The 26327-nt window shown below is 62.3% G+C and carries 25 protein-coding genes; 15 read left to right on the plus strand and 10 right to left on the minus strand.

Annotated elements, in window-relative coordinates; genetic code table 11:
- Positions 1–143: 143 nt before the first annotated feature.
- Complete coding sequence (locus AAFN55_RS21795) at positions 144–2195, plus strand: elongation factor G (protein ID WP_347801099.1); 2052 nt, start codon at positions 144–146, stop codon at positions 2193–2195.
- Positions 2196–2742: 547 nt separating this feature from the next.
- On the opposite strand, the gene AAFN55_RS21800 is transcribed toward AAFN55_RS21795, so the two are convergent.
- Together AAFN55_RS21800 and trxB are read right to left on the minus strand one after the other, a co-directional pair.
- Positions 2743–3639: a LysR family transcriptional regulator gene (locus AAFN55_RS21800; RefSeq protein ID WP_347801100.1), complete on the minus strand. Its 897-nt coding sequence runs from the start codon at positions 3637–3639 to the stop codon at positions 2743–2745.
- A gap of 47 nt (positions 3640–3686) precedes the next feature.
- A complete protein-coding gene (gene trxB / locus AAFN55_RS21805) occupies positions 3687–4661 on the minus strand; it encodes a thioredoxin-disulfide reductase (protein ID WP_347801101.1) in 975 nt (324 codons plus the stop codon).
- Between the two features lie 230 nt (positions 4662–4891).
- Between trxB and AAFN55_RS21810 the strand changes: the two genes are divergently transcribed.
- Positions 4892–5596 carry a TylF/MycF/NovP-related O-methyltransferase gene (locus AAFN55_RS21810; RefSeq protein WP_347801102.1) on the plus strand — a complete coding sequence of 235 codons (705 nt, stop codon included), beginning with the start codon at positions 4892–4894 and terminating at the stop codon, positions 5594–5596.
- 8 nt (positions 5597–5604) lie between these two features.
- Here the strand turns inward: AAFN55_RS21810 and AAFN55_RS21815 are convergent, their stop codons facing one another.
- Positions 5605–6237: a methyltransferase domain-containing protein gene (locus AAFN55_RS21815; protein WP_347801103.1), complete on the minus strand. Its 633-nt coding sequence runs from the start codon at positions 6235–6237 to the stop codon at positions 5605–5607.
- Between the two features lie 188 nt (positions 6238–6425).
- On the opposite strand from AAFN55_RS21815, the gene AAFN55_RS21820 reads away from it, so the two are divergent.
- The 3 genes from AAFN55_RS21820 to AAFN55_RS21830 are packed head-to-tail and all read left to right on the plus strand — an operon-like array spanning position 6426 to position 8708.
- A complete protein-coding gene (locus AAFN55_RS21820) occupies positions 6426–6902 on the plus strand; it encodes an Lrp/AsnC family transcriptional regulator (RefSeq protein WP_347801104.1) in 477 nt (158 codons plus the stop codon).
- A gap of 49 nt (positions 6903–6951) precedes the next feature.
- Positions 6952–7932 (plus strand): polysaccharide pyruvyl transferase family protein, encoded by a 981-nt coding sequence (locus AAFN55_RS21825; protein ID WP_347801105.1) that lies wholly within the window; start codon positions 6952–6954, stop codon positions 7930–7932.
- Between the two features lie 14 nt (positions 7933–7946).
- The gene (locus AAFN55_RS21830; RefSeq protein ID WP_347801106.1) at positions 7947–8708 is read left to right on the plus strand and encodes a hypothetical protein; all 762 of its coding nucleotides are present in this window, start codon (positions 7947–7949) and stop codon (positions 8706–8708) included.
- Between the two features lie 28 nt (positions 8709–8736).
- Here AAFN55_RS21830 and greA read toward each other — a convergent pair whose 3' ends face one another.
- Both greA and AAFN55_RS21840 read right to left on the minus strand, forming a co-directional pair.
- Complete coding sequence (greA, locus tag AAFN55_RS21835; protein ID WP_347801455.1) at positions 8737–9210, minus strand: transcription elongation factor GreA; 474 nt, start codon at positions 9208–9210, stop codon at positions 8737–8739.
- Between the two features lie 226 nt (positions 9211–9436).
- Positions 9437–9790 carry a DMT family protein gene (locus AAFN55_RS21840; RefSeq protein ID WP_347801456.1) on the minus strand — a complete coding sequence of 118 codons (354 nt, stop codon included), beginning with the start codon at positions 9788–9790 and terminating at the stop codon, positions 9437–9439.
- A gap of 167 nt (positions 9791–9957) precedes the next feature.
- Here AAFN55_RS21840 and AAFN55_RS21845 point away from each other — a divergent pair, with 167 nt between their 5' ends.
- The 5 genes from AAFN55_RS21845 to AAFN55_RS21865 all read left to right on the plus strand — a co-directional run bounded on the left by AAFN55_RS21845 (position 9958) and on the right by AAFN55_RS21865 (position 14459).
- Positions 9958–10386, plus strand: a complete 429-nt coding sequence (locus AAFN55_RS21845) for a DUF3775 domain-containing protein (RefSeq protein ID WP_347801107.1) — start codon at positions 9958–9960, stop codon at positions 10384–10386.
- Positions 10387–10455: 69 nt separating this feature from the next.
- Positions 10456–11388 (plus strand): extensin family protein, encoded by a 933-nt coding sequence (locus tag AAFN55_RS21850; protein WP_347801108.1) that lies wholly within the window; start codon positions 10456–10458, stop codon positions 11386–11388.
- 119 nt (positions 11389–11507) lie between these two features.
- Positions 11508–12326, plus strand: coding sequence for an extensin family protein (locus AAFN55_RS21855; RefSeq protein ID WP_347801109.1), 819 nt, complete (start codon positions 11508–11510; stop codon positions 12324–12326).
- A 17-nt stretch (positions 12327–12343) separates the two neighbouring features.
- Entirely contained in the window at positions 12344–13108 is a 765-nt protein-coding gene (locus AAFN55_RS21860) for an LssY C-terminal domain-containing protein (protein WP_347801110.1), read from the plus strand.
- A 37-nt stretch (positions 13109–13145) separates the two neighbouring features.
- The gene (locus tag AAFN55_RS21865; protein ID WP_347801111.1) at positions 13146–14459 is read left to right on the plus strand and encodes a hemolysin family protein; all 1314 of its coding nucleotides are present in this window, start codon (positions 13146–13148) and stop codon (positions 14457–14459) included.
- Positions 14460–14506: 47 nt separating this feature from the next.
- Here AAFN55_RS21865 and AAFN55_RS21870 read toward each other — a convergent pair whose 3' ends face one another.
- Positions 14507–15106, minus strand: coding sequence for an NAD(P)H-dependent oxidoreductase (locus AAFN55_RS21870; protein ID WP_347801112.1), 600 nt, complete (start codon positions 15104–15106; stop codon positions 14507–14509).
- A 90-nt stretch (positions 15107–15196) separates the two neighbouring features.
- On the opposite strand from AAFN55_RS21870, the gene AAFN55_RS21875 reads away from it, so the two are divergent.
- A complete protein-coding gene (locus AAFN55_RS21875; protein ID WP_347801113.1) occupies positions 15197–15565 on the plus strand; it encodes a helix-turn-helix domain-containing protein in 369 nt (122 codons plus the stop codon).
- A 9-nt stretch (positions 15566–15574) separates the two neighbouring features.
- On the opposite strand, the gene AAFN55_RS21880 is transcribed toward AAFN55_RS21875, so the two are convergent.
- A complete protein-coding gene (locus AAFN55_RS21880; RefSeq protein WP_347801457.1) occupies positions 15575–15970 on the minus strand; it encodes an acyl-CoA thioesterase in 396 nt (131 codons plus the stop codon).
- Between the two features lie 147 nt (positions 15971–16117).
- Here AAFN55_RS21880 and AAFN55_RS21885 point away from each other — a divergent pair, with 147 nt between their 5' ends.
- Together AAFN55_RS21885 and AAFN55_RS21890 are read left to right on the plus strand one after the other, a co-directional pair.
- A complete protein-coding gene (locus AAFN55_RS21885) occupies positions 16118–17734 on the plus strand; it encodes a GMC family oxidoreductase N-terminal domain-containing protein (RefSeq protein WP_347801114.1) in 1617 nt (538 codons plus the stop codon).
- The gene (locus tag AAFN55_RS21890; RefSeq protein ID WP_347801115.1) at positions 17731–18942 is read left to right on the plus strand and encodes a mandelate racemase/muconate lactonizing enzyme family protein; all 1212 of its coding nucleotides are present in this window, start codon (positions 17731–17733) and stop codon (positions 18940–18942) included. Before AAFN55_RS21885 ends, AAFN55_RS21890 begins: the two co-directional genes overlap by 4 nt.
- Positions 18943–18957: 15 nt before the next feature.
- On the opposite strand, the gene AAFN55_RS21895 is transcribed toward AAFN55_RS21890, so the two are convergent.
- The 3 genes from AAFN55_RS21895 to AAFN55_RS21905 all read right to left on the minus strand — a co-directional run bounded on the left by AAFN55_RS21895 (position 18958) and on the right by AAFN55_RS21905 (position 22065).
- Positions 18958–19878 (minus strand): NAD(P)-dependent oxidoreductase, encoded by a 921-nt coding sequence (locus AAFN55_RS21895; RefSeq protein ID WP_347801116.1) that lies wholly within the window; start codon positions 19876–19878, stop codon positions 18958–18960.
- A 2-nt stretch (positions 19879–19880) separates the two neighbouring features.
- On the minus strand, positions 19881–20693 hold the full coding sequence (locus AAFN55_RS21900; protein WP_347801117.1) for a glycosyltransferase: 813 nt from the start codon (positions 20691–20693) through the stop codon (positions 19881–19883).
- A gap of 151 nt (positions 20694–20844) precedes the next feature.
- On the minus strand, positions 20845–22065 hold the full coding sequence (locus tag AAFN55_RS21905) for an NAD-dependent epimerase/dehydratase family protein (protein ID WP_347801118.1): 1221 nt from the start codon (positions 22063–22065) through the stop codon (positions 20845–20847).
- Between the two features lie 242 nt (positions 22066–22307).
- Here AAFN55_RS21905 and uvrB point away from each other — a divergent pair, with 242 nt between their 5' ends.
- Both uvrB and AAFN55_RS21915 read left to right on the plus strand, forming a co-directional pair.
- Positions 22308–25184, plus strand: coding sequence for an excinuclease ABC subunit UvrB (gene uvrB / locus AAFN55_RS21910; RefSeq protein ID WP_347801119.1), 2877 nt, complete (start codon positions 22308–22310; stop codon positions 25182–25184).
- Between the two features lie 469 nt (positions 25185–25653).
- Complete coding sequence (locus AAFN55_RS21915; protein WP_347801120.1) at positions 25654–26277, plus strand: NAD(P)H-dependent oxidoreductase; 624 nt, start codon at positions 25654–25656, stop codon at positions 26275–26277.
- Positions 26278–26327: the final 50 nt, after the last annotated feature.

Below are 26327 nucleotides of genomic sequence, written 5' to 3' on the forward strand. Positions count from 1 at the left end.
CCCCCGCGTGTCACCCCTTGCCCTCGTGGCATCTCCATGTGACGATGCGTCAGGCCCCGCACGGCCGCAGAGCCGTCAACGGCCTGCGACGGCCGATGGCCGGCCGCCGCTCATGAGGAAACGCGTGAGAGGAGGCAGTTATCATGGGTAAAAGAGCCGGAGACCGACGCAAGGGACCGAAATGCGTCGCCATCGTCGGTCCCTTCGCGAGCGGAAAGACCACGCTTCTTGAAGCACTCCTGGCGCGAACCGGCGCCATCCCGAGGCAGAACCCCGTGTCGTCGGGCAGTACGGTCGGCGACCATGCCCCCGAGGCGCGCGCCCACCAGATGAGCGTCGAAGCGACCTTCGCCACCACGCAGTTCATGGGCGAGAGCATCACCTTCGTCGATTGTCCCGGATCGGTCGAGTTCGCCTTCGAGGCGCAGTCCATCCTCGCCGCATGCGACCTTGCGATCGTCGTGGCCGAAACCGACGAGAAGAAGTTCCCGGCATTGCAGCTCATCATGCGCCAGCTCGACGGGATGGGCGTGCCGCGCATGCTGTTCCTGAACAAGATCGACCGTGCGACCGCAGGCGTTCGCGATACGCTGAAGCTGCTGCAGCCGGCGAGTTCGACGCCGCTTCTGCTGCGCCAGATCCCCCTGCGCAACAACGGCATCGTCGTCGGTTCGATCGATCTGGCATTGGAGCGCGCCTACATCTACCGCGAGCATGCCGAAAGCACCGTGGCCGACATCCCCGACGACGAGAAGGCGCGCGAGATCGAGGCGCGCTTTTCCATGCTGGAGGGCCTGGCCGATCATGACGACGCGCTGATGGAACAGCTTCTGGAAGAAATCGAGCCGCCCAAGGATGCCGTGTTCGACGATCTGTCTGCGGATCTGCGCGACGGCGCGATCACGCCCGTGCTGATCGGCTCCGCGGAAAAAGGCAACGGCGTTCTGCGTCTCCTGAAGGCGATCCGCCACGACGCGCCGGATGTCGAGGCGACGCGCGCAAGGCTGGGCGTCGCGCCGGGCGGAAAGACGCTGCACGTGATGAAGACGGTCCACACCGCCCATGGCGGCAAGCTGTCGGTGGCGCGGGTGCTCTCCGGCACGATCGCCGATGCCACCGAACTCTTCGCGTCGAGCGGTGCGTCCGGCAAAGTGTCCGGTCTCTATCGCATGCTCGGGAAGGATCAGACCAAGATCCAGTCGGCCGAAGAAGGCGAAACCGTCGCGCTCGGCAAGCTCGACGATGTGGCGACGGGGGACACGCTGTCCACGTCGAAGAACCCGGCTGCGCTGACGGCTTTGCAGGTGTCCCCGCCCGTCTATACGCTCGCGCTGCGCTCCCGCGAGCGCAAGGACGACGTCAAGCTCTCGGCTGGTCTCCAGAAACTGCTGCAGGAAGACCCGTCCCTCTCCATGGAGCAGAACCAGGACACCGGCGAGACGATCATTTCCGGTCACGGCGAGATGCATCTGCGCGTCACGGCCGAGCGGCTGGAAAACAAGTACCAGATCGCCATCGACCAGCACCCGCCGCAGGTGCCCTATCGCGAGACGATCCGCAAATCGATGACCCAGCGCGGCCGGCACAAGAAGCAGTCGGGCGGTCATGGTCAGTTCGGCGACGTCGTGCTCGACATCAAGCCCCTGCCACGCGGCGCAGGCTTCGAATTTACCGACACGATCACGGGTGGCGTTGTGCCCAAGCAGTACATCCCGTCCGTCGAGGCGGGCGTGCGCAGCTACCTCAAGGCCGGCCCGCTCGGATTTCCGGTATCCGACATAGCGGTCAACCTCGCGGACGGCTCGTTCCACTCCGTCGACTCATCCGACATGGCATTCCAGATGGCCGCGCGGATCGGAATGAAGGAGGGCATGGCGGCGTGTTCGCCGGTGCTTTTGGAACCGATCCTCAAGGTGGACATCTACACGCCGTCGGAAGCCACAGCGAAAGTGACGGCGCTGGTGCCGCAGCGCCGGGGTCAAATCCTCGGCTTCGATGCCAGACCCGGCTGGCCTGGCTGGGACGTCGTCGAGGCCACGATGCCCCAGGCTGAAATCGGCAATCTGATCGTGGAGCTTCGATCAGTGACCGCAGGCGTGGCGACCTACACGGCCGCATTCGACCACATGGCGGAACTGACGGGCCGCCAGGCAGACGACGTCATGAACGCACACGGCAAGGCGGCGGCAGCCTGAAGCATCTGGAAAAGGAAACGGCGTCAGGTCTTGGGTCTGACGCCGTTTTCTCGCAGACCATAATCGTTGTCCGATCTATGACAGGTCCGCCGCATCGACCGGGATCGCAACCGGTTCTTATAAGTGGGACGCGGCCTGACAGCTTGGGCGTGCGTCGGATGCCCCCATCCGCCACAGGCCGGCGCATCGCCGCGTCCTTGGACAGCGCTACCCGCCTGCACGCGTCTGCGAAAGGTGAGCAAGGGTTACACGTCACCGTTACGCGGCGGATAAAAGCTGCTTTCTGCGGCGGCGGGGAAGACCAGGGGCCCAAAAAGAAAAAAGCCGGATCTGAAAGACCCGGCTGAGTTATTGGAAGTGCCGTAAGGCAAACCTCCAGAGGGGAACACTCGCGGGCGCTAATGGGAGGAGGAACGCGCCCGGGAGATGATTAGGATATGGGCTCTTCTTGCTCATATAACAAGCATTCTTGTTGCATTGCACCCATGCGGGGATTGCATGGCTTATTCCCAATGCACAGTGATGCATCAAGAGGCAGGAAGCGCCCTCAATATGACCAGCTTCGTGCCTTCGCGATCAGGAAGTCGCGAAAGACGTGAAGTTTGACCTGGTTCTTCATCGCGTCCGGATAGCAGAAATAGGTGTCGAACGACGGCACCTCGGTCTCCGGCATCAGTTGCACGAGGCCGGCTTCCTTCTCCACCATGTAGTCGGGAAGCATGGCTATCCCCGCGCCCCGCTGTACTGCGGCCTTGATCGACATGATGTTGTTGATCTGTAGCGTCGCGGATCGCTTCGACCCTTCCGGCCGGCCGGCTGTCTCGAGCCAGTTCATGTCGGCGAGGTGGATCGGCACCGGCTCGCCGAACGTCACGATGCGGTGGTTGTCGAGGTCCTCGATGGTCCGGGGCTTGCCGTGCTTGTTCACGTAGGACGGCGATGCGTAGAGGTGGAAGTGCACCGTGAACAGGCGGCGCTGGATCAGGTCCGGCTGCTGTGGCTGGCGCAGCCGTATCGCGCAATCGGCCTGGCGAAGCGTCAGGTCGAGTTCCTCGTTCGCCAGAAGCAATTGAAGCTGGATTTCCGGGTAGAGATCGAGAAATTCCTGCACGCGCTCAGTGAGCCAGCCCGACCCGAGGCCAACGGTCGTCGTGACCCGCAGCGGCCCGGACGGCCGATCCTTTGCCTCGGTGAGCCGCATGCGCACGCTCTCGAGCTTCATCAGCACTTCGTGCGCCGTCTGGTAGAGCATCTCGCCCTGCTCGGTCAGCACCAACCCGCGCGCATGCCGATGGAAGAGCGCGACCCCGACATCCTGCTCGAGCGCGCTGACCTGCCGGGAGATGGCGGATTGGGACAGGCGCAGTGCTTCGGCGGCATGGGTAAACGACCCAGCCTCGGCGGCCGCGTGAAACACGCGCAGCTTGTCCCAGTCGAGAGCCATGACGAATGCTTCCCTCTCTCGCCCGCGACACCTGTCGCGAGCGCGCTTTACTCGGCGGCTTCGCGATGCGCGTCCATCTCGGCGATGTAGCGTTCCGCCTCGAGCGCTGCCATGCAGCCCATGCCGGCGGCCGTCACCGCCTGACGATAGATGTCGTCGGTGACATCGCCGGCAGCAAAGACGCCCGGCACATTCGTGACGGTTGAATCAGGCGCGGTCCACAGATAGCCGTTGGGCTTCTGCTTCAGTTTGCCCGCGAAAAGCTCGACGGCCGGCGCATGGCCGATCGCGACGAAGAGGCCGTCGGTCGCCATCTCCGTGACGACGCCCGTCTTGGAATGCTTCAGCTTGATGCCCGTGACGGATGGCGGCAGCGGCTTCTTCTGAACCGTTCCGACGATCTCGTCGACGAAATGGTCCCAGAGAACGGTCACGTTCTCCTTCTTGAACAGGCGTTCCTGAAGAATGCGCTCGGCGCGGAACTCGTCGCGGCGATGCACGACGGTCACGCTCTTGGCGAGGTTCGACAGGTACAGCGCTTCCTCGACGGCCGTATTGCCGCCGCCGACGACGATCACGTCCTTGCCGCGATAGAAGAAACCGTCGCATGTGGCGCATGCCGAGACGCCGAAGCCCATGAAGGTCTGCTCGCTCGGAATGCCGAGCCACTTCGCCTGGGCGCCCGTCGCGACGATCAGCGCATCGCAGGTGTAGGTCGTGCCGGAATCCGTCGTCAGCCGGAACGGCCTGATGTCGAGGTCCACGCTGGTGACGAGATCGGTGACGATCTTCGAACCGACATGCTCCGCCTGCTTCAGCATCTGGTCCATGAGCCAGGGCCCCTGGATCGGATCAGCGAAACCCGGATAGTTCTCCACGTCGGTCGTGATCATGAGCTGGCCGCCCTGCTGCATCCCGGAAATGAGGATGGGTTCGAGCATGGCACGCGCCGCGTAGATAGCCGCCGTATAGCCAGCCGGACCCGAGCCGACGATAAGAACAGGCGCGTGTATCGCTGTCATGACGTTGCCTTCTCGAACCGAATCGTCCCCGCAAGGGGCACGACAGAACCTGCTGGAATGCCTCTCATGTAGGGTCTCCGGCACGGCGCTTGCAAGGCGGCGAATTGTTGCGGGGCCGAAAGGCTGGGGAAAGGTGTTGCAGAAGGACATTGCAAGGGGCAAATCGATACCCGGATGCGCCTTGGCGAAGCGGCCATCGCCGTGTCGAGAAGCTTGAGGAAAATCGCCCGATGTCCGCCACAAAACTTGTACAGCGCTGGATGATGCCGCGGCTTGCGAAACAGGTCCGGGCGGCCAAACTGACCTATCTTGCCAATGAGCGGTTCCTGTCACTCGCCCGAGAGATAAAGCGGATCAAACGGGACAACGTTCCGGGCGACTTCTACGAGTTGGGCATCGCGCTCGGCGGGAGCGCGATCTTTATCGCGGGACAACTCGACGGCGCGAGGAAATTCAAGGGATTCGATGTTTTCGGGATGATCCCGCCTCCAACAGAGCGCGACGGCGAGGACACGCATGTCCGATACGAGACGATCGCGCAGGGAAAGAGCGTCGGAATTGGCGGCGACGAATACTACGGATACGTCGACAACCTCTATGAAAAGGTACTGCGTAGCTTCAGCGAGTTCAAAATCCCGGTCGATGGAGACCGCGTATCGCTGCACAAGGGCCTGTTCGAAAACACGCTGAAGATCGGAGCGGGCGATCACATATCGCTGGCCCATATCGATTGTGATTGGTTCGACCCCGTCTATCATTGCCTGTCGGCGATATCGCCAGTGCTTAGCCCGGGAGGCGTGATTGTCGTTGACGACTACAACGACTTCGGCGGCTGCAGAAAAGCAGTCGACTTATATCTCGAGGAAGACAAATCCCTGTCGATGAAGAAGAGCCATCCACACGCCATTTTGGTCAAAACTTATGCGGCCTCATAGCCTGAGAACTATCGCGACGTTCTCAAACCAAATATCCGGCGAATGGAGAAACGCTTCTTCGTCCGTAAAAATATGTCGTCGATCGGCTCAAGATCGCTCCAATTTCTCAAAGCATGATCCGATGCGTCACGCCCAAGCACGGCCTTGACGATGCACGTATTGTTTACCCCCGTCACGACGCGCGCATAAGAGATGTAGGGCGACACAACATCCAGAATATCATTCAATGACGGATATCTGTTTGTCAGGATCATCTCCTTCCTGGGCGGTGATTTCTCGGGAAAAAGATAAGAAAAAATAATCTTCGACCCGGGAGAACTGGCGCTTATGTTCTTGAAGAAATTCGGAACATCCTCAAGATACTCAAGAAAGCCGGCGCATACGGCAACGGAGAACCCGCCTTCGGGCAAGGCGAAATGCGTGTTGTAGTCGACCACGAACGTGCCCGGTATTTCATTGACCGCGTCGATCGGGGTGTAAATGCAATTCGGCGGGATGAAGCGGGCAAGCTTTCTATTGCCGGCGCCGAAGTCGAAGACGCGTTCCCCCGGCTCGATATGTTTTGCGATGATGCGGGCGCGCCATTCCCAACCCGGCTGTTCGCCTGAAGCAACCCCACGCCAGGTATGTTCTTCCAGCATTTCGATCCCCTCGGAGCGGGTTATGTCTTGCCTAGTGAACAGGATATGCAAGGAAACGGCCAGACCCGCCTTAGCAGGCGCGTAATCCTTTGGTAGGACGTATTTTCTCGAAAGTCCGCGCCATGCTTCCCCTGCTGCGCCGTGTCATGTAGGTAGCGTTGAACAACCCGTTTGGCTCGAAGAATTCAATGCTCTCCAAATCGACCCTGGACACCATCGACTGGAAGATTCTGCGCGAACTTCAGGACGACGGGAGGATGACAAACGTCGAACTGTCGCGGCGCGTCGGCATATCCGCGCCCCCGTGCCTGCGTCGCGTCAAGCGGCTGGAGGACAGCGGGGTCATTCGCGGTTATCGGGCATTGCTCAACGCCAAAGATCTGGGCCTCGATGTCGTCGCTTTTTGTCTCGTAGGGCTTCAGCATCAGTCGGACGCCGAATTGAAGGCATTCGCGGAACGAGCGCGCAATTGGTCTCTGGTACGCCGCGCCTGGATGGTTTCCGGCGAATCGGACTTCATGCTCCACTGCGTCGCAAGCGACCTTTCCACCTTCCAGACCTTCGTGATCGAAGAACTCACCTCCGCCCCCAATGTGGATACGGTGCGAACCGCGCTGACCATCAAGCAGGTGAAGGACGAAGGGCTTGTGTCGATCGACGGATAGCCGAAAGGCTCAGCACCGCGATCGTTCACTTGGAGGCAGGCTGGGTCACATGAGGCAGACGAATATCGCCATCCTGGATACCGCCGTGGGATCGGACAATCTCGGCGACCAGATCATCATGGAATCCGTCGATTCGGAGATCGCGGCCCTTTTCCCGAACGGCTTCGTGTTCCGCGTGCCGACGCACAGCGCAACGGACAAATACGCAAGAAAGCTTCTTCGGAAGGCGGACCATATTTTTGCGGGCGGCACGAACCTGCTGTTCTCCAACTGGTCAGGCGGCAGGCAGTGGCGGTTGCGGTTCCCCGACCTCGCGGCAATGGACAAGAAGCTGGTGCTGATGGGAACCGGCTGGTCGCAGTACCAGTCCGCTCCCGACTTGCGAACACGCTTTGCCTACAAGCGTATCCTGTCGCCGATCCTCGCCCATTCGCTGCGCGATTCCTATTCCGTCAAGCATCTGCAAGCATGTGGCTTCGACCGTCTTGCCAATACCGGATGCCCGACATTGTGGAATCTGGCAGCCGATTGGCGGCCTGTCAGCTCTGGTGCGCGATCCGACACGGTCGTCTGCACGATAACCGACTATCACAAGTCCCCGGAACGCGACCGCGCGATGATCGGCGCGCTTGCCCGGCGCTACGCACGGGTCATGGTCTGGATCCAGGGATCACACGACCTCGCCTATCTTCGCGAACTGGATATGCCGGGCATCGAGATTATCCAGCCATCGCTCCGGGCGTTCGATCGCGTTCTGGAGTCCGATTTGTCGCTCGATTATGTCGGAACGCGTCTCCACGCAGGCATACGCGCATTGCAGAAGGGACGGCGAGCGATAATCGTCAGTATCGACAATCGCGCCCGCGAGATGGGGCGGGATTTCAAGCTCCCAACGGTTGAAAGAGAAGGGATCGGCAGCCTCGACGCACGTCTCGACAACTGGCCGACCGAACGCATCGAACTGCCAATCCGTTCAATCGAGGCATGGCGTTCTCAGTTCATGAACCCTGAAAGCGCTGACCGAAATTGAGCAATGTCGTCAACATGCTCTGGATCGGTGGCAGCCTCGGCCGTATCGAGCAGCTTTCGATCGCATCGTGGCTGGCGGCCGGCTATCATGTCAGGCTGCACACCTATGGCGACGTGCGGGGCGTTCCGACCGCGGTGGAGATGAGCGATGCCAACGCGGTCGCACCGGCGGCTGAAATCGAGAATCTGAGACACCGCAAGACCCGCTCTTATGCATTGGCTTCCGATTACTTCCGTTATCGGTTGCAAGCTCAAGGCCAAGGCCTCTGGTCAGATCTCGATATCGTGTGCCTGAAGCCGCTGAACCTGCCGAACCGCGTCATTTTTGGTCTGGAGAGCTGGGACTTCATCAACGGAGCCGTCCTTTCGCTGGACCCGTCGCTCGCTATGACAGCGGAACTTGCTGGCCTTTTCGACCGCAGCTTCGTGCCTCCATGGCTACCGCGAAAGCGAAAGGTCCAGTGGGCATTGAGGCGTGCTGTTGGTCAAAAACCGACGCCAGCCCGGCTTCCGTGGGGAACGTTCGGCCCGCGCGCAATCACCGCGATGGCGCGCAAGCACGATCTCTTCTGGGAGGCTCAGCCGACATTCGTCTTCTATCCGCTCCATGCGCGCGAGGCGCATTACATGTACGACCCACGCTTCTCGCTGGAGAGCCGGATCAACGAGCGAACGCTGACGGTGCACCTCTGGAACGAGGCACTGCGAGGCCTCAAATCAGAGGCCCCGCCAAAGGGATCAGCACTGGATGTTCTGAACAAGCGCTTCGGTATCTAAAGACCGTGCTTGTTGCGCTGTAGCCCTCTCACGCCCAGCGCAGTTCCAGGATTTCATAGCCGCGGGCGCCGCCTGGGGCGTTGACTTCGATTTCGTCGCCGACTTCCTTGCCGATCAGCGCGCGCGCGATGGGGGATGAAATCGATATGCGGCCAGCCTTCACGTCGGCTTCCTGGTCGCCGACGATCTGGTAGGTCTTCTTTTCCTCGGTGTCGTCATCCACGAGAACCACGATGGCGCCGAACTTGATCTTTTCGCCCGACAGCTTCGAGACGTCGATGACGTCCGCGCGCGCGATCAGGTCCTCCAGCTCGTTCACGCGGCCCTCGTTCAGGCTCTGCGACTCCTTGGCAGCGTGGTACTCGGCATTTTCGGAAAGATCGCCATGCGAACGGGCTTCCGAAATGGCCTCGATGATGCGCGGACGCTCTTCCTGCTGGCGCCAGCGCAGCTCTTCCTTGAGCGCCTCGAACCCGCCAACCGTCATCGGGACCTTGTTCATTTCAAAACCTTTCTGCCCATTTCCAGCGCCGCATTCCGGGGAATGGGCACAAAAAGAAAACGGTCCGGAAGCCGCGACCAACGAACCGTTCATTGCTTGTTCGGCGAAATATAACAATTCCGGCGCAGTTTTCACGAAGAATCTTGCCTGACCCAAGGGAACAATCCCGCTGCATCAGCCAAATCATTGCTGTAGCGTGGAAAATCTCGACCCCAACGCGCCTTGGTCATCCACCACGGAAGATCAGTGCCGCTCCGCCGGCGATCAACGTGAACCCCGCGACGTGGTTCCAGGTGATGCCCTCCTTCAGATAGAAAACTGAGAACACCACGAAGGCGCTGAGCGTGATGACCTCCTGCATGGTCTTCAACTCGGCCGCCGAATAGACCTCGTGGCCGATGCGGTTTGCCGGAACGGCCAGGCAATACTCGATGAAGGCGATCATCCAGCTAAACAGGATCACGACGTAGAGCGGCGACGTCTTGAACTTGAGATGGCCGTACCAGGCGAACGTCATGAAAATGTTGGAGCCGACGAGCAGCAGGATCGGCAGCACTTTGGGAGAAAGCACGAACGACATGGCGAGATGATCCGCATGGGAGGAATGACGCGCCATTTCGCGCCAGCCCGCGGTGCTGTCAATATGACGTGGGGGGCGCACGTGGCCGCTATCGACGCACGGGTCCCGCTAGCGTGGAGTTTTGGGTAAATTCCCGTATGGTGAGCCGACTGCGGAGGAGCGAAGCCTTGCAAAAACCCGTCGAGAAAGAGTGGGACCTGACGATCGACCCGGACACGGTGCGGCTGTTCGTACTGAAAGCGAAGACGCTCAGTGCCGCGCTCAACCACGACTACGAGGCGGGCAACGAGCACGAGGTGGAACTCGACGACCAGGCGCGCGAGACCCATCACCATGACGGTCTGGCGGAAGAGGAATCTGAGGATCTGACCGAGCGGGAATTTCGTGCGCTCATCAACGACCTCAATGTGGACGAAGCGGCCGAGCTGATCGCGATCATGTGGATCGGCCGCGGCGATTTCGACGTCGCGGAGTGGCAGGATGCGGTTGCCGAGGCGCGCGGGCGCGGCAGCAAGCGGCGCGCCTCGACCTACCTGCTGGGAATGCCGATGCTGGGCGACTGGCTCGAAGAAGGGCTCGAGGCGATCGGCGCCTGAAATGCCGCGTAACGCGATGTGAAGCGCATCGCCATTGCCGCGACCACCGCACCGGACCATGTCGCAGCAATGACGATTGCACTTCGGCGTTGGCTTCTCATCGGATTTCCATGTGTTGCGGCCCTTCTCGCCATTGGCGCGGCGGGGTCATTTGCCCAGACCGAGAGTCCGCTGCCGCCGCGGATGGAAGCACCCGATCTGAAGCAGGAAGTCGTGCCGGAGGCTGGCGAAGACGACGCCGATACACGCAACGACAGCGAGGAGCCCGCTGAGGGCGAACAGGCCGATACCCTCCCGCCCTCTTCGGAAGCGCCCCTGCCCTCGGAGCGGCCGGAACTTCCGACCGATACCGCGAAAGAGCCTGCCGCCGATGGCGATCAGCCCGTGGACAAAGAGTCCCCGCGAGAGCCGGAACCCAAACCCAAGGTGACCGCCAAACCGTCGAGCACCAAAATGCCCGGCGAAGAGGTTGCATGCCGGGCAAAGCTGCGCGAACTGGGCGTCACCTTCAGGGAGCACGCACCTCTTTCGGAGCCGGAAGGGTGCTCGGCCGCTCACCCGATCACCGTCAGCCAACTCCCGGACGGCGTGATGCTGGAGCCTGAGGCCGTCCTGACATGCGCCATGGCGGAAGCGACCGCCCGCTTCGTGAAGGACCAGGCAGGCCCGATCCTGGAGAAGGAATTCGGTTCGGAACTGTCGACAGTCAATCAGGTATCGTCTTACGTCTGCCGGCCTCGCAACGGCACGAACAAGCTGTCCGAACACGCCTTCGCCAATGCCTTGGACTGGGGCGCGCTCATTCTTGCCGACGGAACGCGGATCGACGTGCAGGGCTACAAGCGGTCGGAACCGCGCCGCACCCGCATCATCCAGGCGATCCGGGACGCCGCCTGCGGGCCGTTCAAGACCGTGCTCGGACCGGGCAGCGATGCGGATCACGCCGACCATTTCCACTTCGATCTCGCCCAGCGCAGAAACGGCGGCACTTTCTGCCAATAGGTGCCTTCTGCCAGCAGGTGCGGAGGACACATTTCAAACACAGGCGTGAAATGTCGCACTGATGTTTCCTTTACCGTTGCCCCGTACCATCGGTTTTGGTCTGGGATAGGGAACGCGACATGCCCGATGTTTTGCGTAGCGGGGTAGCGAAGCTTTACGCGCATCTGAAAAACCGCCTGCGTTTCATCGCGAGCGCGCTTGTCGTCGCCGGCGGCGCGGCAGCCTTTTCGTCGTGTTCGGTGACGAGCGTTCTCACGCCGCAGGTCGATGTCGGCGCGCAGACGTCGTCGGTGTCGCAATCGCGCGGACTCGCGCGTCTGGTGCCGTCCAACCCGATGATGGCGGCCTATCCGCGTTTTCAACCACCTGCGGCACCCGGCATGTCCATGCCCGCGGACGAAGTCGCGTGCAGGAAGCAGCTTCGCCGGCTGGGCGTGACCTACAAGGATCTCGCGCCGATCAATGACGGCGGCGCCTGCCAGATCGATTACCCCGTGCAGGTCCAGCAACTCTCCGGCAACATCGCGATGAAGCCGCATGCGACGCTGACCTGCGCGATGGCCGTCGCGTTCGCCTCATGGACAAAGAACGAGCTCGCCTCTGCCGCCCGCTGGAAATACCTGTCGGGCGTTCAGACGATCCATCAGGGCTCGAGCTACTCCTGCCGCAACATCCGCCGTTCAGGTGGCGTCGCGTCCGAACACTCCAAGGGCAACGCGCTCGACGTCATGCGCATCGAGCTCAAGAACGGCCGCGACATCGACGTGCGCAAGCCGGGCTGGTTCGCATTCCGTGAAAAGAGCCTGTTGAGGAACGTGCGCAGCGGCGGCTGCCAATACTTCACGACGGTGCTGGGCCCCGGCTACGACGCCGATCACGCGGACCACTTCCACTTCGACATCAAGAACCGCCGGAACGGCTACGTCGCCTGCCGCTGATTCAGGTATGATGCCGGATGGATCAGCCTCCGGTAGCGCCCAGCGAGAGACGTCACAGCCGGTTTACGCGTCGGATCGCGCTGACTGTCATTGCCCTGGCGTTACTCTATGTCACGGTCGCCTATCTGGCGCTGCCTCGATACTGGACCGACCGCGACGCCGGTCGTGTCCTGCCCGTATCCTCCATGCTGACCGAGACGCCGCAGGGTATTTTCGGCGATCCCATCAATGTCGGGCTGGTCGGAACCCGAGCCGAGGTTCTCGCCGCCATGGCCGCGGCAGGATGGCGACCGGCCGATCCGATCACCTTGCGCTCCAGCCTGGAGATCGGGCTGAGCGTCGCGCTCGATCGGCCCTATGCGGATGCGCCGATCAGCACGCTGATCTTCGATGGACGCCGCCAGGATCTCGCCTTCGAGAAACCCGATGGCGTCAGCCCCGACAAGCGCCATCACGTCCGTTTCTGGCAGATCGAGCAGGAAGCCGGCGAGACGCTGCTCTGGCTGGGCTCCGCGAGCTTCGACAGCGGCGTCGGCATCAGCCATGACACCGGGGAAATCACCCACCACATCGGGCCGGACGTCGATGCCGAGCGCGATCTGGTGATGGCCGATCTCGCCTCGGTCTGTGCGATCGCGTCGAAAGTCATCGTCGAGGGTCGTGGCGAGACACAGGACGCCCGAAATGGCGGCGGGGATCTCTACCGCACCGATGGTTTTGCCATCGTCGCGACGCTGCAATCCGCAGGAAGCACCAAAAATTGCAGTCCACCCGCGGAATAGTATTCGCGAACCGATTTCACGATGCTATCTATGCGGCATGCTCACAGTTGAAATTGCTATCGTTGTCGTTCTCATTTGCGTCAACGGACTTCTCGCCATGTCGGAACTCGCGGTGGTGTCGTCGCGCGCATCTCGCCTCAGCGCCATGGCGGACAAGGGCGTGGCGGGTGCCGCGACCGCGCTCAAGCTCGGCAGCAATCCCGGCCGCTTCTTGTCGACGGTCCAGATTGGCATCACGCTGGTCGGCGTCCTGTCGGGCGCGTTTTCCGGCGCCACCTTGGGCCTGCGGCTGGCGAATTTCCTCGCCGCGAACGGTGTTCCCGCCGGCATGGCCAGCACGCTTGGCGTGGGACTGGTGGTTGCCGCGATCACCTACGGCTCGCTGATCATCGGCGAGTTGGTGCCGAAGCAGATCGCACTTCGCAATCCCGAGGCGGTCGCGTCCAAGGTCGCGCCTGCCATGCGCATCCTCTCGATCGTGGCCGCCCCCCTGGTGTGGCTGCTCGACATTTCGGGCAGGACGGTGCTGCGCCTTCTCGGCCAGCACGAGGAAAGCGGCACCAAGGTCACCGACGAGGAGATCGCGAGCCTGATCGCCGAGGCGGAGAGCCACGGCGTGGTGGAAAGCGACGAGCGCAAGATGATTGCGGGCGTGATGCGCCTCGCGGATCGCAGCGTTCGCGCCATCATGACGCCACGCACCGAAGTCGACTGGCTCGACGTCAACGACACGCGCACCAACATGCGTCGCAAGCTCATCGACAGCAATCACTCGCTCATCCCGGTGGCGGACGGCAGCATCGACACGATGATCGGCGTCGTTCGCACGCGCAACGTCCTTGCCGCGCTGCTCGATCGCAAGCCGTTCGAATTGTCCGCCCATGTGAAGACGGCGCCGATCGTCCACGATTATGCGGATGCGCTGGACATTCTGGCGACGCTCAAGGAAGCGGAAATGCCGATAGCGCTCGTCCATGACGAGTATGGCGACTTCGAAGGCGTGGTGACCCCGGCCGACATTCTGGAAACGATCGTCGGTGTGTTCAGGTCGGATATCGAGGAAGACGAACCGGTCGCTGTCGAGCGAGAAGACGGATCATGGCTGCTTGCGGGTTACATGCAAGCGGATGAGATGGCGGAAACGCTTGGGATTTCCGTTCCCGACAAGCGCGATTTCGATACGCTCGCCGGCTTCATGTTGGCTCATATGCACCGCCTGCCGCAGGTCGGCGAGCATGTGAACGTGCAGGGATGGCGGTTCGAGGTGGTCGATCTGGACGGAAGGCGGATCGACAAGGTCCTTGCGGCGAAGCAGGCCAAGTCCCGCCGCGAACGGACACCGCAGGTATAAAAGTTAAACACGGCGCGGAGGGAGGTCACCCCCGCGCCGTCTATTCCTTACGCGGCCTTGACGCTCGCGCTGTCGGAACCGCGTGCAGTCTTGAGCGCATTGACCCACCACGACAATTGCTTGAGCATGTCGTCGGCAGCCTGCACCAGATGCGGCAGATCGTTGAACGTCACTTCGCCGCTGGCGATGCGTGCGTAGTCAGCCCAGACGATGTGGACGCCGTTGCGAATGGGCGCCATCTGGAGCTCCACTGCATGCAGGCGAAGCTGCTCCACCGCGCGGGCGCCGCCGACGCCACCATATCCGACGAAAGCGGCGGCCTTGTTGTTCCACTCGGTATAGGCGTAGTCGAGCGCATTCTTGAGAACGGCGGTCGGTCCGCGATTGTACTCGGCGGCGGTGAAGATGAAGCCGTCGAGCGAGGCGACCTTCTTCTGCCAGAGCTTGGCGGTTTCATCGCCGGAGGGCGCATAGGCCGGCGACGTCTGCTCGTCGAAGAACGGCAGCGGGAAGTCGCGCAGATCGATCAGCTCGACGTCGAATTCACCCAGCGCCTTTGCGCGCTCGACAATCCACTCGGCCGGCTTGTCGCCGAACCGTCCGGGGCGGGTGGAGCCGATGACGACCCCGATCTTAGGCTTTGCCATTTTTTGCTTCCTTTCGGCATAAAACTGGTATCCGTTGGATACTGGGGCTACATAAGAGACCAATGCCGCAATGCACAAGGAGGCACTTTATTGACACTGAGTAACCTTCACGAGACCGACGCGTGCCGCGCAGTCAGCGACATACTCTCGCGCATCGGTGACAAGTGGACGGTTTTGGTGGTCGAGACACTGGGCGACGGCTCGATGCGCTTCAACGAGCTGCGCCGCATGGTGGGCTCGATCTCGCAGAAGATGCTGACCACGACGCTGCGCAACCTGGAGCGAGACGGACTGGTGACCCGCACCGTCTATGCAACCATCCCGCCCCGCGTCGAATATGAGCTGACGGATCTGGGGCGGGAACTCCTGGTTCCCGTGCGGGCGCTCGGTCTGTGGGCACGCGACAACATCGAGCGCATCAACGGTGCGCGCATGCGCTTCGACACGCAAAGAGCCTGAGGCGCTGCGCTAGGCCTCGGCGGGCACGGCCTTTGGCTTTCCGTCGCCGTCGAGCGCGACCATCACGAAATCCGCATGCGTCACGCGCTCCATCAGGTCAGACAGATAGCGCTGCGCCCAGGCTTCCACGCGCAGCGTCATCGATGTCCGGCCGACCTTGGTGATGTCGATATAGATGCACAGCGTATCGCCGACCTTCATCGGCTTGGCGAACGACATCTCCTTGACCGCCGCCGTCACGACACGCCCCTTGGCCCGCTCGGCGGCGCGGATGCCGCACGCAAGATCCATCTGCGCCATGACCCAGCCGCCGAAGATGTCGCCCGCCGCATTGGCGTCGGCGGGCATGGCAAGCGTGCGAAGCGTGAGTTCGCCCACTGGATTGACGTCGCTGCGATTCATGATGGTCCCCTCAGTCTCTTGTCTCACAATGACCTATCCGCCAGTCGCTTTTTTCACAAGCGATGACGGAATGCGCCCGTGACGCGCCTTAGGCCCCAAGGCTAAGCTGCACCCGGAACAACGGGTTAGAGCGACCACCGCAAAAGCTTCATGCAGCAATATGATTTCATCATCGTCGGTTCCGGTTCGTCCGGGTCGGTCGTTGCCGAGCGCCTCTCGGCGAACGGCCGGCACAGCGTGCTGGTGCTGGAAGCCGGCGGCACGGACCGCCGCTTCTTCGTCCAGATGCCGCTCGGATACGGCAAGACGTTCTTCGACCCCGCGGTCAATTGGAACTACAAGGCTGAGCCCGATCAGGGTCTCGCGGGCAACGCCGACCATTGGCCGCGCGGCAAGCTGCTCGGCGGGTCGAGCTCGATCAATGCGATGGTCTGGATCAGGGGCCAGCGCGAGGATTTCGACGAATGGCGCGATGCCGGAAACGCCGGCTGGGGCTATGACGACGTCCTGCCGATCTTCAAGGCGATCGAGGACAATGAAAGCGGTGCGGATGACTGGCGCGGTCAAGGCGGACCGGTTCACGTCACCGACCTCCGGCGCTTCGTGCATCCGCTCTGTAATCTCTATCTCGAAGCCGGCCAGCAGGTAGATCTCCCGCTGAACGCCGATTTCAACGGCGAGCGGCAGGAGGGCGTCGGCGTCTACCAGATTTCGACGCGCAACGGCCGTCGCATGTCGGCGGCTCGAGCCTTCCTGCGGCCCGCCATGAAGCGGCAGAACGTGCGCGTCGAGACCAACGCGCTGGCGACGAAGATCCTGTTCGAGGGCAGACGCGCGGTCGGCATCGAATATATGAAGAACGGACGGACGTATCAGGCGCGCGCGGGGCGCGAGGTGATCCTGTCGGCAGGCTCGATCAACACGCCGCAATTGCTGCAACTGTCCGGTGTCGGGCCGGCCGAGCATCTGCGATCCCTCGGCATCGACGTGCTTCACGGCAACGACAATGTCGGTGCGCACCTGCAGGACCATCAGGGCATCAACTATACGTTCAAGGCCAGAACCGCGACGCTGAACCAGCTTCTGCGGCCATGGTGGGGCAAGCTGGCGGTCGGCATGCGCTATCTGCTCCTGCGCAACGGGCCGCTTGCGATGAGCATGAACCAGGGCGGCGGCTTCTTCCGCACCGATCCGGCGATCGCGCGGCCCAACATGCAGCTCTATTTCCAGGCATTCTCGACCGTGCTGCCACGGCCGGGAGAGCGCCCGATCCTGTCGCCCGACCCATGGCCAGGTTTCTCGATCGGCCTGTCGAACTGCCGCCCGACCAGCCGTGGCTCGATCATGATCCGCACCAGCGACCCGAACCAGCACCCGAAGATCGTCGCCAACGCCTTTTCGACCAACCACGATGTCGATGAGATGCTGGCTGCCGTGAAATTCCTGCGCAAGCTCGCCGCAACGCCCGCGCTGTCGAAAATGATCGACGAAGAGGTGCTGCCCGGCCCGTCGATCACCAGCGACGAGGCGCTGATCGACGACTTCCGCAAACGCTCCGGCACCGTCTATCATCCGGTCTCCACCGCGCGCATGGGATCCGATGTGTCGTCATCGGTGGTGTCGTCGCGTCTGAAAGTGCACGGTCTCGAGGGCCTGCGGGTGATCGATGCGTCGGTGTTCCCGAGCGTGATTTCCGGCAACACAAACGCGGCCGCGATCATGACCGGTTGGAAGGGCGCCCAACTGATACAGGAGGATTTGCCATGAAGATCACCGATGTGAAGACCTGGGTGGTCGGCAATCCTCCCCCCGGCATCGGCGGCAAATACTTCATCTTCGTGAAGCTGACGACCGATGGCGGCGTGCATGGCTATGGCGAGGCCTACAGCGCCACGTTCGGGCCGCATGTCACGGCCCGGATGATCGAGGACTGTGCCGGACGCTATCTCGTGGGGCAGGACCCGCACGACATCGAGACTTTCTTTCGGCGCGCCTATTCGTCCGGCTTCAGCCAGCGGCCCGACATCTCCATGATGGGCTGCGTCTCCGCGCTGGAAATGGCGTGCTGGGACATCGTCGGCAAGGAAGCGGGCAAGCCGGTCTACAAGCTGCTCGGCGGACAGGTGCACGAGACGCTGCGCTCCTACACCTATCTCTACCCGCACGAAGGCAGCGTCCACACCGAGGACGTCTCGGGACGGAACGTCTACAACGACCCCGACCTCGCAGCCGAATGCGCGATCGAATATGTGCGACAGGGCTTCGATGCCGTGAAGCTGGACCCCGCCGGGCCTTACACCGCCTTCGACGGCCACCAGCCACGCCTCGTCGACATCGAGACGTCGGCCGCCATGGTGAAGGCGATCCGCGAGGCGGTCGGCACGAAGGCCGACATCCTCTTCGGCACGCACGGGCAGTTCACGGCGTCGGGCGCGCTGCGCATGGCGCGCGCGATCGAGCCCTACGACCCGCTGTGGTTCGAGGAACCGGTGCCGCCTGATATGCCGGAAGTGATGGCGCAGGTGGCGCGCGGCACGTCGATCCCGATCGCGACCGGTGAGCGGCTGACGACGAAGTGGGAGTTCGCCCGCATCATCGAAAACCGCGCCGCGACCATCCTACAGCCCGATCTGGGACGCTCCGGCGGCATTCTCGAAACGAAGAAGATCGCGGCGATGGCCGAGGCCTACCACATCCAGATCGCGCCGCACTGCTATTGCGGGCCGATCGTCGGCGCGGCCAACATCCAGCTTGCGGCGACGCTGCCGAACTTCCTGATCCTCGAATCGCTCAAGCAGTGGGACGGCTTCCACGCCGACCTTCTGAAGACGAAGATCGAATGGCAGGACGGGCACGTCATTCCATCAAAAGAACCTGGCCTCGGCGTCGAACTGGACGAAGCGGTGTGCGAGGCGCATCCTTACGATGGCAGCGCGCTGCATCTGCAAATGGCGCAATCGCCGCTATTTCCGTGATGGACGCAGCGCGGCCTACCGACTGCGTGCCGGCTCCAGCTTGTCCACGAGGTCGAGAACGGTGTCGCGCAGGCGCTTCACCCCGCCGGGGCGCCAGCCAAGCGCTTCGATCCTGTCCGTCTCCATCACGTTGATCCGCGAACTGTCCGCCGGCTGGGGCAGCGGCGTAGAATGACCCGTCGCCTGCTGGACGATGGCGAGCATGTCGGTGCGATCGACCATCACGTCGGAGACGTTGAAGATCTGCCCGGCAACGGCAGAAGCGGGCGCATCGAGGATTGCGAGGACGGCGCCCGCAACGTCCGCGCCATGCACTTCGCTGCCTGCGCGGGGCTCGACGGCGCGGCCATCCAGCCAGTCGCGAATGATCGGCGTCCATTTGTCGTCGGGTTTTCCGCGCCCCGCCGGACCGTAGACGCCGGTGACGCGCAGCGACGTGCCGGCGAAAGCCTCGGTCGACCCGATCTCGCGCAGATGCCGCTCGACGGCGTGCTTGGCCTCGCCGTACAGCGTATCGGGATGGGGCCTCGTCTCTTCCGAAAGCCGCGCGCCGGGCGGCTGCGTGCCATAGACGGCGCGACTCGACAGGAAGACGGCACGACCAACACCGGCCTTGCGGGCGGCGTCGAACAATGCCTTCGATCCATCCACATTGCGCGTGCGAAAGCTTGCGGGATCGTCGCCCTCCCCGCCCCGGTACAAGCCAGGAAGATGATCGAACGCCGCGTGCACGAACAGATCCATGCCTTGGAAAGCGTGGGATTGATCACGGCCGGGATCGAGTTCGCCCGTCATGAAATGAATCGGCGCGATGAAAAGATCGGCGCGCGGCTCACGCCGACTTAGAACTGTCACCTCGTGTCCGCGCGCGATGAGGGCGTCCACGATGAAGCGGCCGACGTAACCCGTGCCTCCCGAAACCAGCGATTTTGGCATGTTCACCGTGCGACCGAGGGATTTTCCAGAGAATCCACGTCCGGCATGGCGCCATCAAGGCAGGATCGCCAGAGATCGATCAGCGGCTGCAATTGCGCGGCCTTTGGGTGGTCGCGCTCCCAGGGTTTTTCGTACTGGTAGTGAACGACATGCACGGACTTCCAGTCCCACAACTCCGGCATGGTGAACCAGACATACTGGAGCATGTTGAAGAACACCGGCAGCCCGTGCCAGTCGGGGAAGTAGGATTGGAGGAAGGTCTGGTCGGTGCGCGGCCAATGCGCGTCCGGCGCGTCGAGCCGGGCAAGCATCGCGTCGAACGTCTCGCGCGACGGCGTCGCGACGAAGACGCCCGAATTCAGCCGGTGAAAATCGGCAAGCGTTTCATAGACGTTCGGCGCGGCGGAGAATTCGGGATAGAAAAACAGGCGATCGATGTTGCGCACCACGATCGCGTCGGCGTCGATGAACACGACACGGTCGTACTGTTCCAGTTGCCAGAGCCGAAGCTTCGCGAAATTGTCGAGAGGCGTGTGAAAATCCGGCTTGCGGCCCTTTGTAAACGGGTTCTCGGCATGGATTTTCGCGCGCTGGTGCCGCGCGTTGAAGGCGTCCGATGTCGGCAGCAGGTCGGCGCGGTGGAGCTTCGCGCCGAGCGCCTTGAGCGATTCAAGGTGTGAATCGTCCACGCCGCCCGTGTGCATGACGACGAGGTCCGCTGTCGTGCCGGTCGCCAGCAGCGAACGCGCGAGCGCCGTCGCGCCGAGAACGTAGTCGGCATTGGTGACGAGGGTGACGTAGGCGAATATCTGCAAGGCCGGTGCTGCCCCTCATCCGGCCTTCGGCCACCTTCTCCCCGTGAACGGGGAGAAGGGAAAGCGGATACGGCTCAGCCAAGCCCCTTCTCCCCGTTCACGGGGAGAAGGTCCCGGCAGGGGGATGAGGGGCAGTACCGACGTCAAATCGCTATCCCACGCTCTTCAGCCGCTTCCCTTCGGGATCGCGCTCGATGGTCGGCGCGATGTCCTTGGTCCAGGCAGACACGGCCGGGATGCGGCTACGGTCGACGCGGTAGGCGTATTTCTTCGCGACCTCCATCACCTCGTCCAGCAGGCCCTCCTCCAGCGTGATCGGATTGAGGCCGAGTTCGATGAACTGGTCGTTCTTCACCACGAGGTCGTTTTCAGCCGCTTCCTTGCGCGGATTGGGCAGGAACGCAACGCTGCCGCCCGCGATGCGGGCAACCATTTCGGCAAGGTCACGGACGCGGTGCGTCTCGGTCATCTGGTTGAAAATCTTCACCCGGTCGCCACGCGTCGGCGGCGACTTGAGCGCCAGTTCGATGCAGCGCACCGAATCCTGGATGTGGATGAATGCGCGCGTCTGGCCGCCGGTTCCGTGCACTGTCAGCGGGTAACCGATCGCCGCCTGAATGAGGAACCGGTTCAGGACCGTGCCGTAGTCACCGTCGTAGTCGAACCGGTTGATGAGCTGCACATGCCGGCGCGTCTGTTCGGTATGGGTGCCCCAGACGATGCCCTGATGCAGGTCGGTGACCCGCAACCCGTCATTCTTGGCGTAGAACTGGAACAGCAACTGATCCAGGCACTTCGTCATGTGATAGATCGAGCCGGGATTGGACGGATAGAGAATATCCTGCTTGACCGTCTCGCCCGACATCACGTCGATGCCGACCGGCAAATAACCCTCAGGAATGGCCGCGCCGACGGTCGAGTAGCCGTAGACGCCCATCGTGCCGAGATGCACGAGATGCGCGTCCAGCCCCACCTCCACCATCGCGTTGAGCAGATTGTGGGTGCCGTTGACGTTGTTGTTGACCGTGTAGTTCTTGTGCCGGTCGCTCTTCATCGAATAGGGCGCGGCGCGCTGCTCGGCGAAATGCACGATGGCGTCCGGCCGCTCGCTCGCAAGCCAGCTCTTCAGAATCTCGTAGTCGCGTGCGAGATCGATCAGGTGGAAATGAATGCGCCGTCCGGTCTCCTGATACCAGATGCGCGTGCGCTCCTGGATCGAATCCATCGGCGTCAGCGATTGCACGCCGAGCTCTGTGTCGATCCACCGACGCGACAGATTGTCGAGGATATGAATCTCGTGACCCGCATCGGACAGATGGAGGCATGTGGGCCAACCGATGAATCCGTCACCGCCAAGCACCGCAATCTTCATGGAATCAGTCCCTCATTGATCATGCTGCGGACATAGCAACGCCGCATGTCGAAAATGTATCCGCCCTGCGACGCGAAAAGAAGTATTTCATGCTACCGCAGCGCGCACATTGAGAACCGGGCGGAAACCCGGCGTGAACGGCTGGCGCCTCCTGACACCCTCCTGTCAGGATAGCTCCGGTAACGCGCTTGCCATGCATGCCGGCTCTTCCAATCGGCTCGGACTCTGCCCATATTCCGCCGATGGCCAAAACACCCGGAAAGAAGACCGCGTCTGCGGACGAGACCAGCCGTTTCGGCGCGCGGTCGCGCAAGAGTCCGTTGACGGACTATCTCGACGCATCCGAGCCGATGCCCGGCGGCAGCGGCTTCGAGGAAGCGCCACAAGCGCCGTTTGAGGGTGCGCCGCTGACCGGCGTCATTTCCGGCTGGGCCGAGCAGATCGCGCGCGAGGCCGAGAAGCCTGCCGCAAAACCGTCGAAGAAGATTCCGGAGCGGTCGTCGGCCCCCACACGCTCGGGCCGCGGAACGTCGATGGGCGGCGCGGCCTCGCCGAAGGAACGCGCGGCGGCGGGTCTCAATCCGGTCGCCGGCATGGATGTCAGCCTCGAAGACGCTGCATCGCTGTCATCGTCGGGTGTGACCGCCACGGTTGCAGCGCTTTCCGCGCTGATCGAGAGCGGCAATCCGCTGCACAAGAATGGCGAGATGTGGGTGCCGCACCGTCCGGCGCGCCCCGACAAGTCCGAAGGCGGCATCGCCATCCGGATGGAGTCGGAGTTCGAACCGGCGGGCGACCAGCCGACCGCGATCGCCGATCTCGTGTCTGGCGTGAAAGAGCATGACCGCACGCAAGTCCTGCTCGGCGTTACGGGGTCGGGCAAAACCTACACCATGGCGCAGGTGATCAACGAAACGCAGCGCCCTGCGCTGATCCTCGCGCCCAACAAGACGCTTGCTGCCCAGCTCTATGGCGAGTTCAAATCGTTCTTCCCGAACAACGCGGTCGAGTATTTCGTCTCCTATTACGACTACTACCAGCCGGAAGCCTACGTCCCGCGCACCGACACGTTCATCGAGAAGGAATCCTCGATCAACGAACAGATCGACCGGATGCGCCACTCCGCGACCCGCTCCCTGCTCGAACGCGACGACGTGATCATCGTGGCGTCGGTCTCGTGCATCTACGGTATCGGCTCGGTCGAGACCTATACGGCGATGACCTTCCAGATGGAGGTCGGCGACCGCCTCGACCAGCGCCAGCTTCTGGCCGATCTGGTCGCCCAGCAATACAAGCGCCAGGACATCAATTTCGTGCGCGGCTCGTTTCGGGTGCGCGGCGACACGATCGAGATTTTTCCGGCCCACCTTGAAGATCGCGCATGGCGCATTTCGATGTTCGGCGACGAGATCGAGACGATCGTCGAGTTCGATCCGCTGACGGGGCAAAAGACCGGGGATCTGAAATCGGTCAAGATTTACGCCAATTCGCACTATGTGACGCCGCGCCCGACGCTCAACCAGGCGATCAAGTCGATCAAGGAGGAGCTGAAGCACCGCCTTGTCGAGCTGGAACATGCCGGCCGCCTGCTGGAGGCGCAGCGCCTCGAACAGCGCACGCGTTTCGATCTGGAAATGCTCGAAGCGACGGGTTCCTGCGCGGGCATCGAGAACTATTCGCGCTACCTGACAGGCCGCCGGCCGGGCGATCCGCCGCCGACGCTTTTCGAGTACATCCCCGACAATGCGCTGGTCTTCATCGATGAAAGCCACGTTACGGTTCCGCAGATCGGCGGCATGTATCGCGGCGACTTTCGGCGCAAGGCGACGCTGGCGGAATACGGATTCCGCCTCCCCTCCTGCATGGACAACCGGCCGCTGCGATTCGAGGAATGGGACGCGATGCGCCCGCTCACGGTGGCCGTCTCCGCGACCCCGTCGAAGTGGGAGATGGAGGAGGCCGGCGGCGTCTTCGCCGAGCAGGTCATTCGGCCGACCGGGCTGATCGATCCGCCCGTCGAGGTGCGGCCCGCCAAGAGCCAGGTCGACGACGTGCTGGGCGAAATCCGCGAGACGACCGCCAAGGGTTACCGCACGCTGTGCACCGTGCTGACCAAGCGCATGGCGGAAGACCTGACCGAATATCTGCACGAGCAGGGCGTGCGGGTGCGCTACATGCACTCCGACATCGACACGCTGGAGCGTATCGAAATCCTGCGCGATCTTCGCCTCGGCGCGTTCGACGTGCTTGTCGGCATCAACCTTCTGCGCGAGGGCCTCGACATCCCCGAATGCGGGTTCGTCGCCATTCTGGACGCGGACAAGGAGGGCTTTCTGCGCTCCGAAACCTCGCTGATCCAGACGATCGGCCGCGCGGCGCGAAACGTCGACGGCAAGGTCATCCTCTATGCCGACAACATCACCGGCTCGATGGAACGCGCGATGGCTGAAACCAGCCGCCGGCGCGAAAAGCAGGAAGCCTACAACACCGAGCACGGCATCACGCCCGAAAGCATCAAGAAGAACATCGGCGACATCCTGTCGTCCGTCTACGAGCGAGACCATGTCCGGCCCGACATCTCGAACGTCACGAAAGACGGGCAGATGGTCGGCGCCAATCTCAAGGCGCATCTGGAGCATCTCGACAAGGAAATGCGCAACGCCGCCGCGGACCTGGATTTCGAACGGGCAGCCCGGCTGCGCGACGAGGTCAAGCGCCTGCGCGAGATGGAGCTGGCGATCTCCGACGATCCCCTCGCGCGCGAGGTCGAAATGCAGAGCCCCGCTTCCGGCCGCGAAAAGGGCAAGCACAACAAGGGCCGCGCCCGCCATCGCACCGTCGACGAGACCTCGCTCTTCGCCAAGCCGGCTCTCGACGAGATGGGCACGTCGGGCGACCATGCGGTTCCCGCCGGAGCGTCAAAATTCCGAAAGAACGATCTCGACGAGATGACCGTGCGGCGCACTGAAAAGCCGCTCCCGGGCAAGGTGCCCGACAAGCCCGCGGACGATGCGAAAGCGGTCAAGCGAAACAAGGCGGGCGCGGGATCGTACGAAGATCCTGCCGATGTCCGGAAGGAATCGCGTCGGTCGCGCAAGACCGGCAGGCCGGGACGGTAGCGACCGGGAGAGCGGTCGTTTTCTGGGGTTTTGAACCCAGTTAACCATGCCTGCCTTGCGCTGAGGAAAAGCCGAACCATAGACCTTTAGGGGCGTTGTTGATGTGTCGTCCACAGTCCATCCTCCCATTGAACGGTCCGGAATTCCCATATGCATCATGTCTCGATAGCGCTTGCGCTAGCGCTTTCGGTTGGGGTTGCAGTGGTGTCGCTCAGCGCGACACTCCCTCTTCCGCACACGGCCGAAGCTCGGCAGCCGGCGGATGAACTCGCTCGCGATAGCTGTATCGGCTACATCAGACTGCATGTGAGCCTGATGTCGACGGAGCAACTCGAACAGTTCCTGCAGCAGCACAGGTGCCGCATGGACGAGGATGATTCGGAACGCTGAGATCAGGCAACCTCCGCTGCTGCCATACGTTAACAATCAGGCTGATAACCAGCCAGATCCAGCAGCACCGGAGACCGAAATGGCAGCCAGCGCGCTCTCGGCTTTTGCGATCAATTGTACGCTCAAGTCCTCGTCAGACGACGAAACCTCTTCAACCGACAAGATGATCAACGATCTCCTCGAGCAGCTTGCCAAGCATGGCGTCAGCGGCTCGAGCGTTCGTGCCCTCGACCATGACATCAAGCCTGGCGTGTTGTCCGATATGGGTGACGGCGATGGCTGGCCTGCCATTCGCGACAGGATCGTGGCCGCCGACATCTTCGTCCTCGGCACGCCGATCTGGATGGGACAGCCTTCGTCCGTCGCCAAACGGGTGCTCGAACGGCTCGACGCTTTCTTGTCGGAAACGGACGATGCGGATCGCATGCCTGCGGCAGGTAAGGTCGCGCTTGTGGCTGTCGTCGGCAACGAGGACGGCGCGCATCACTGCCACGCGGCGTGTTTTCAGGCGCTGTCTGATGTCGGGTTCACGATCCCCGCAAATGCCGGCTGCTACTGGGTCGGCGAAGCCATGGGATCGACGGACTATAAGGACCTCAAGAGTATTCCCGAAAAGGTCGAGCAGACATTGACGATGGCGGCCTCGAATGCGGCTCACCTCGCCCGCATCCTCAAGGCCGACCGCTATCCCGGCGTTTCCTGAGCGCGATGCCCCGCCTCAATCATTTCCTAACCATAGGTCGGGCTATCCAC

It is taken from the genome of Mesorhizobium sp. CAU 1732 (genome assembly GCF_039888675.1).
Lineage (GTDB): Bacteria > Pseudomonadota > Alphaproteobacteria > Rhizobiales > Rhizobiaceae > Aerobium.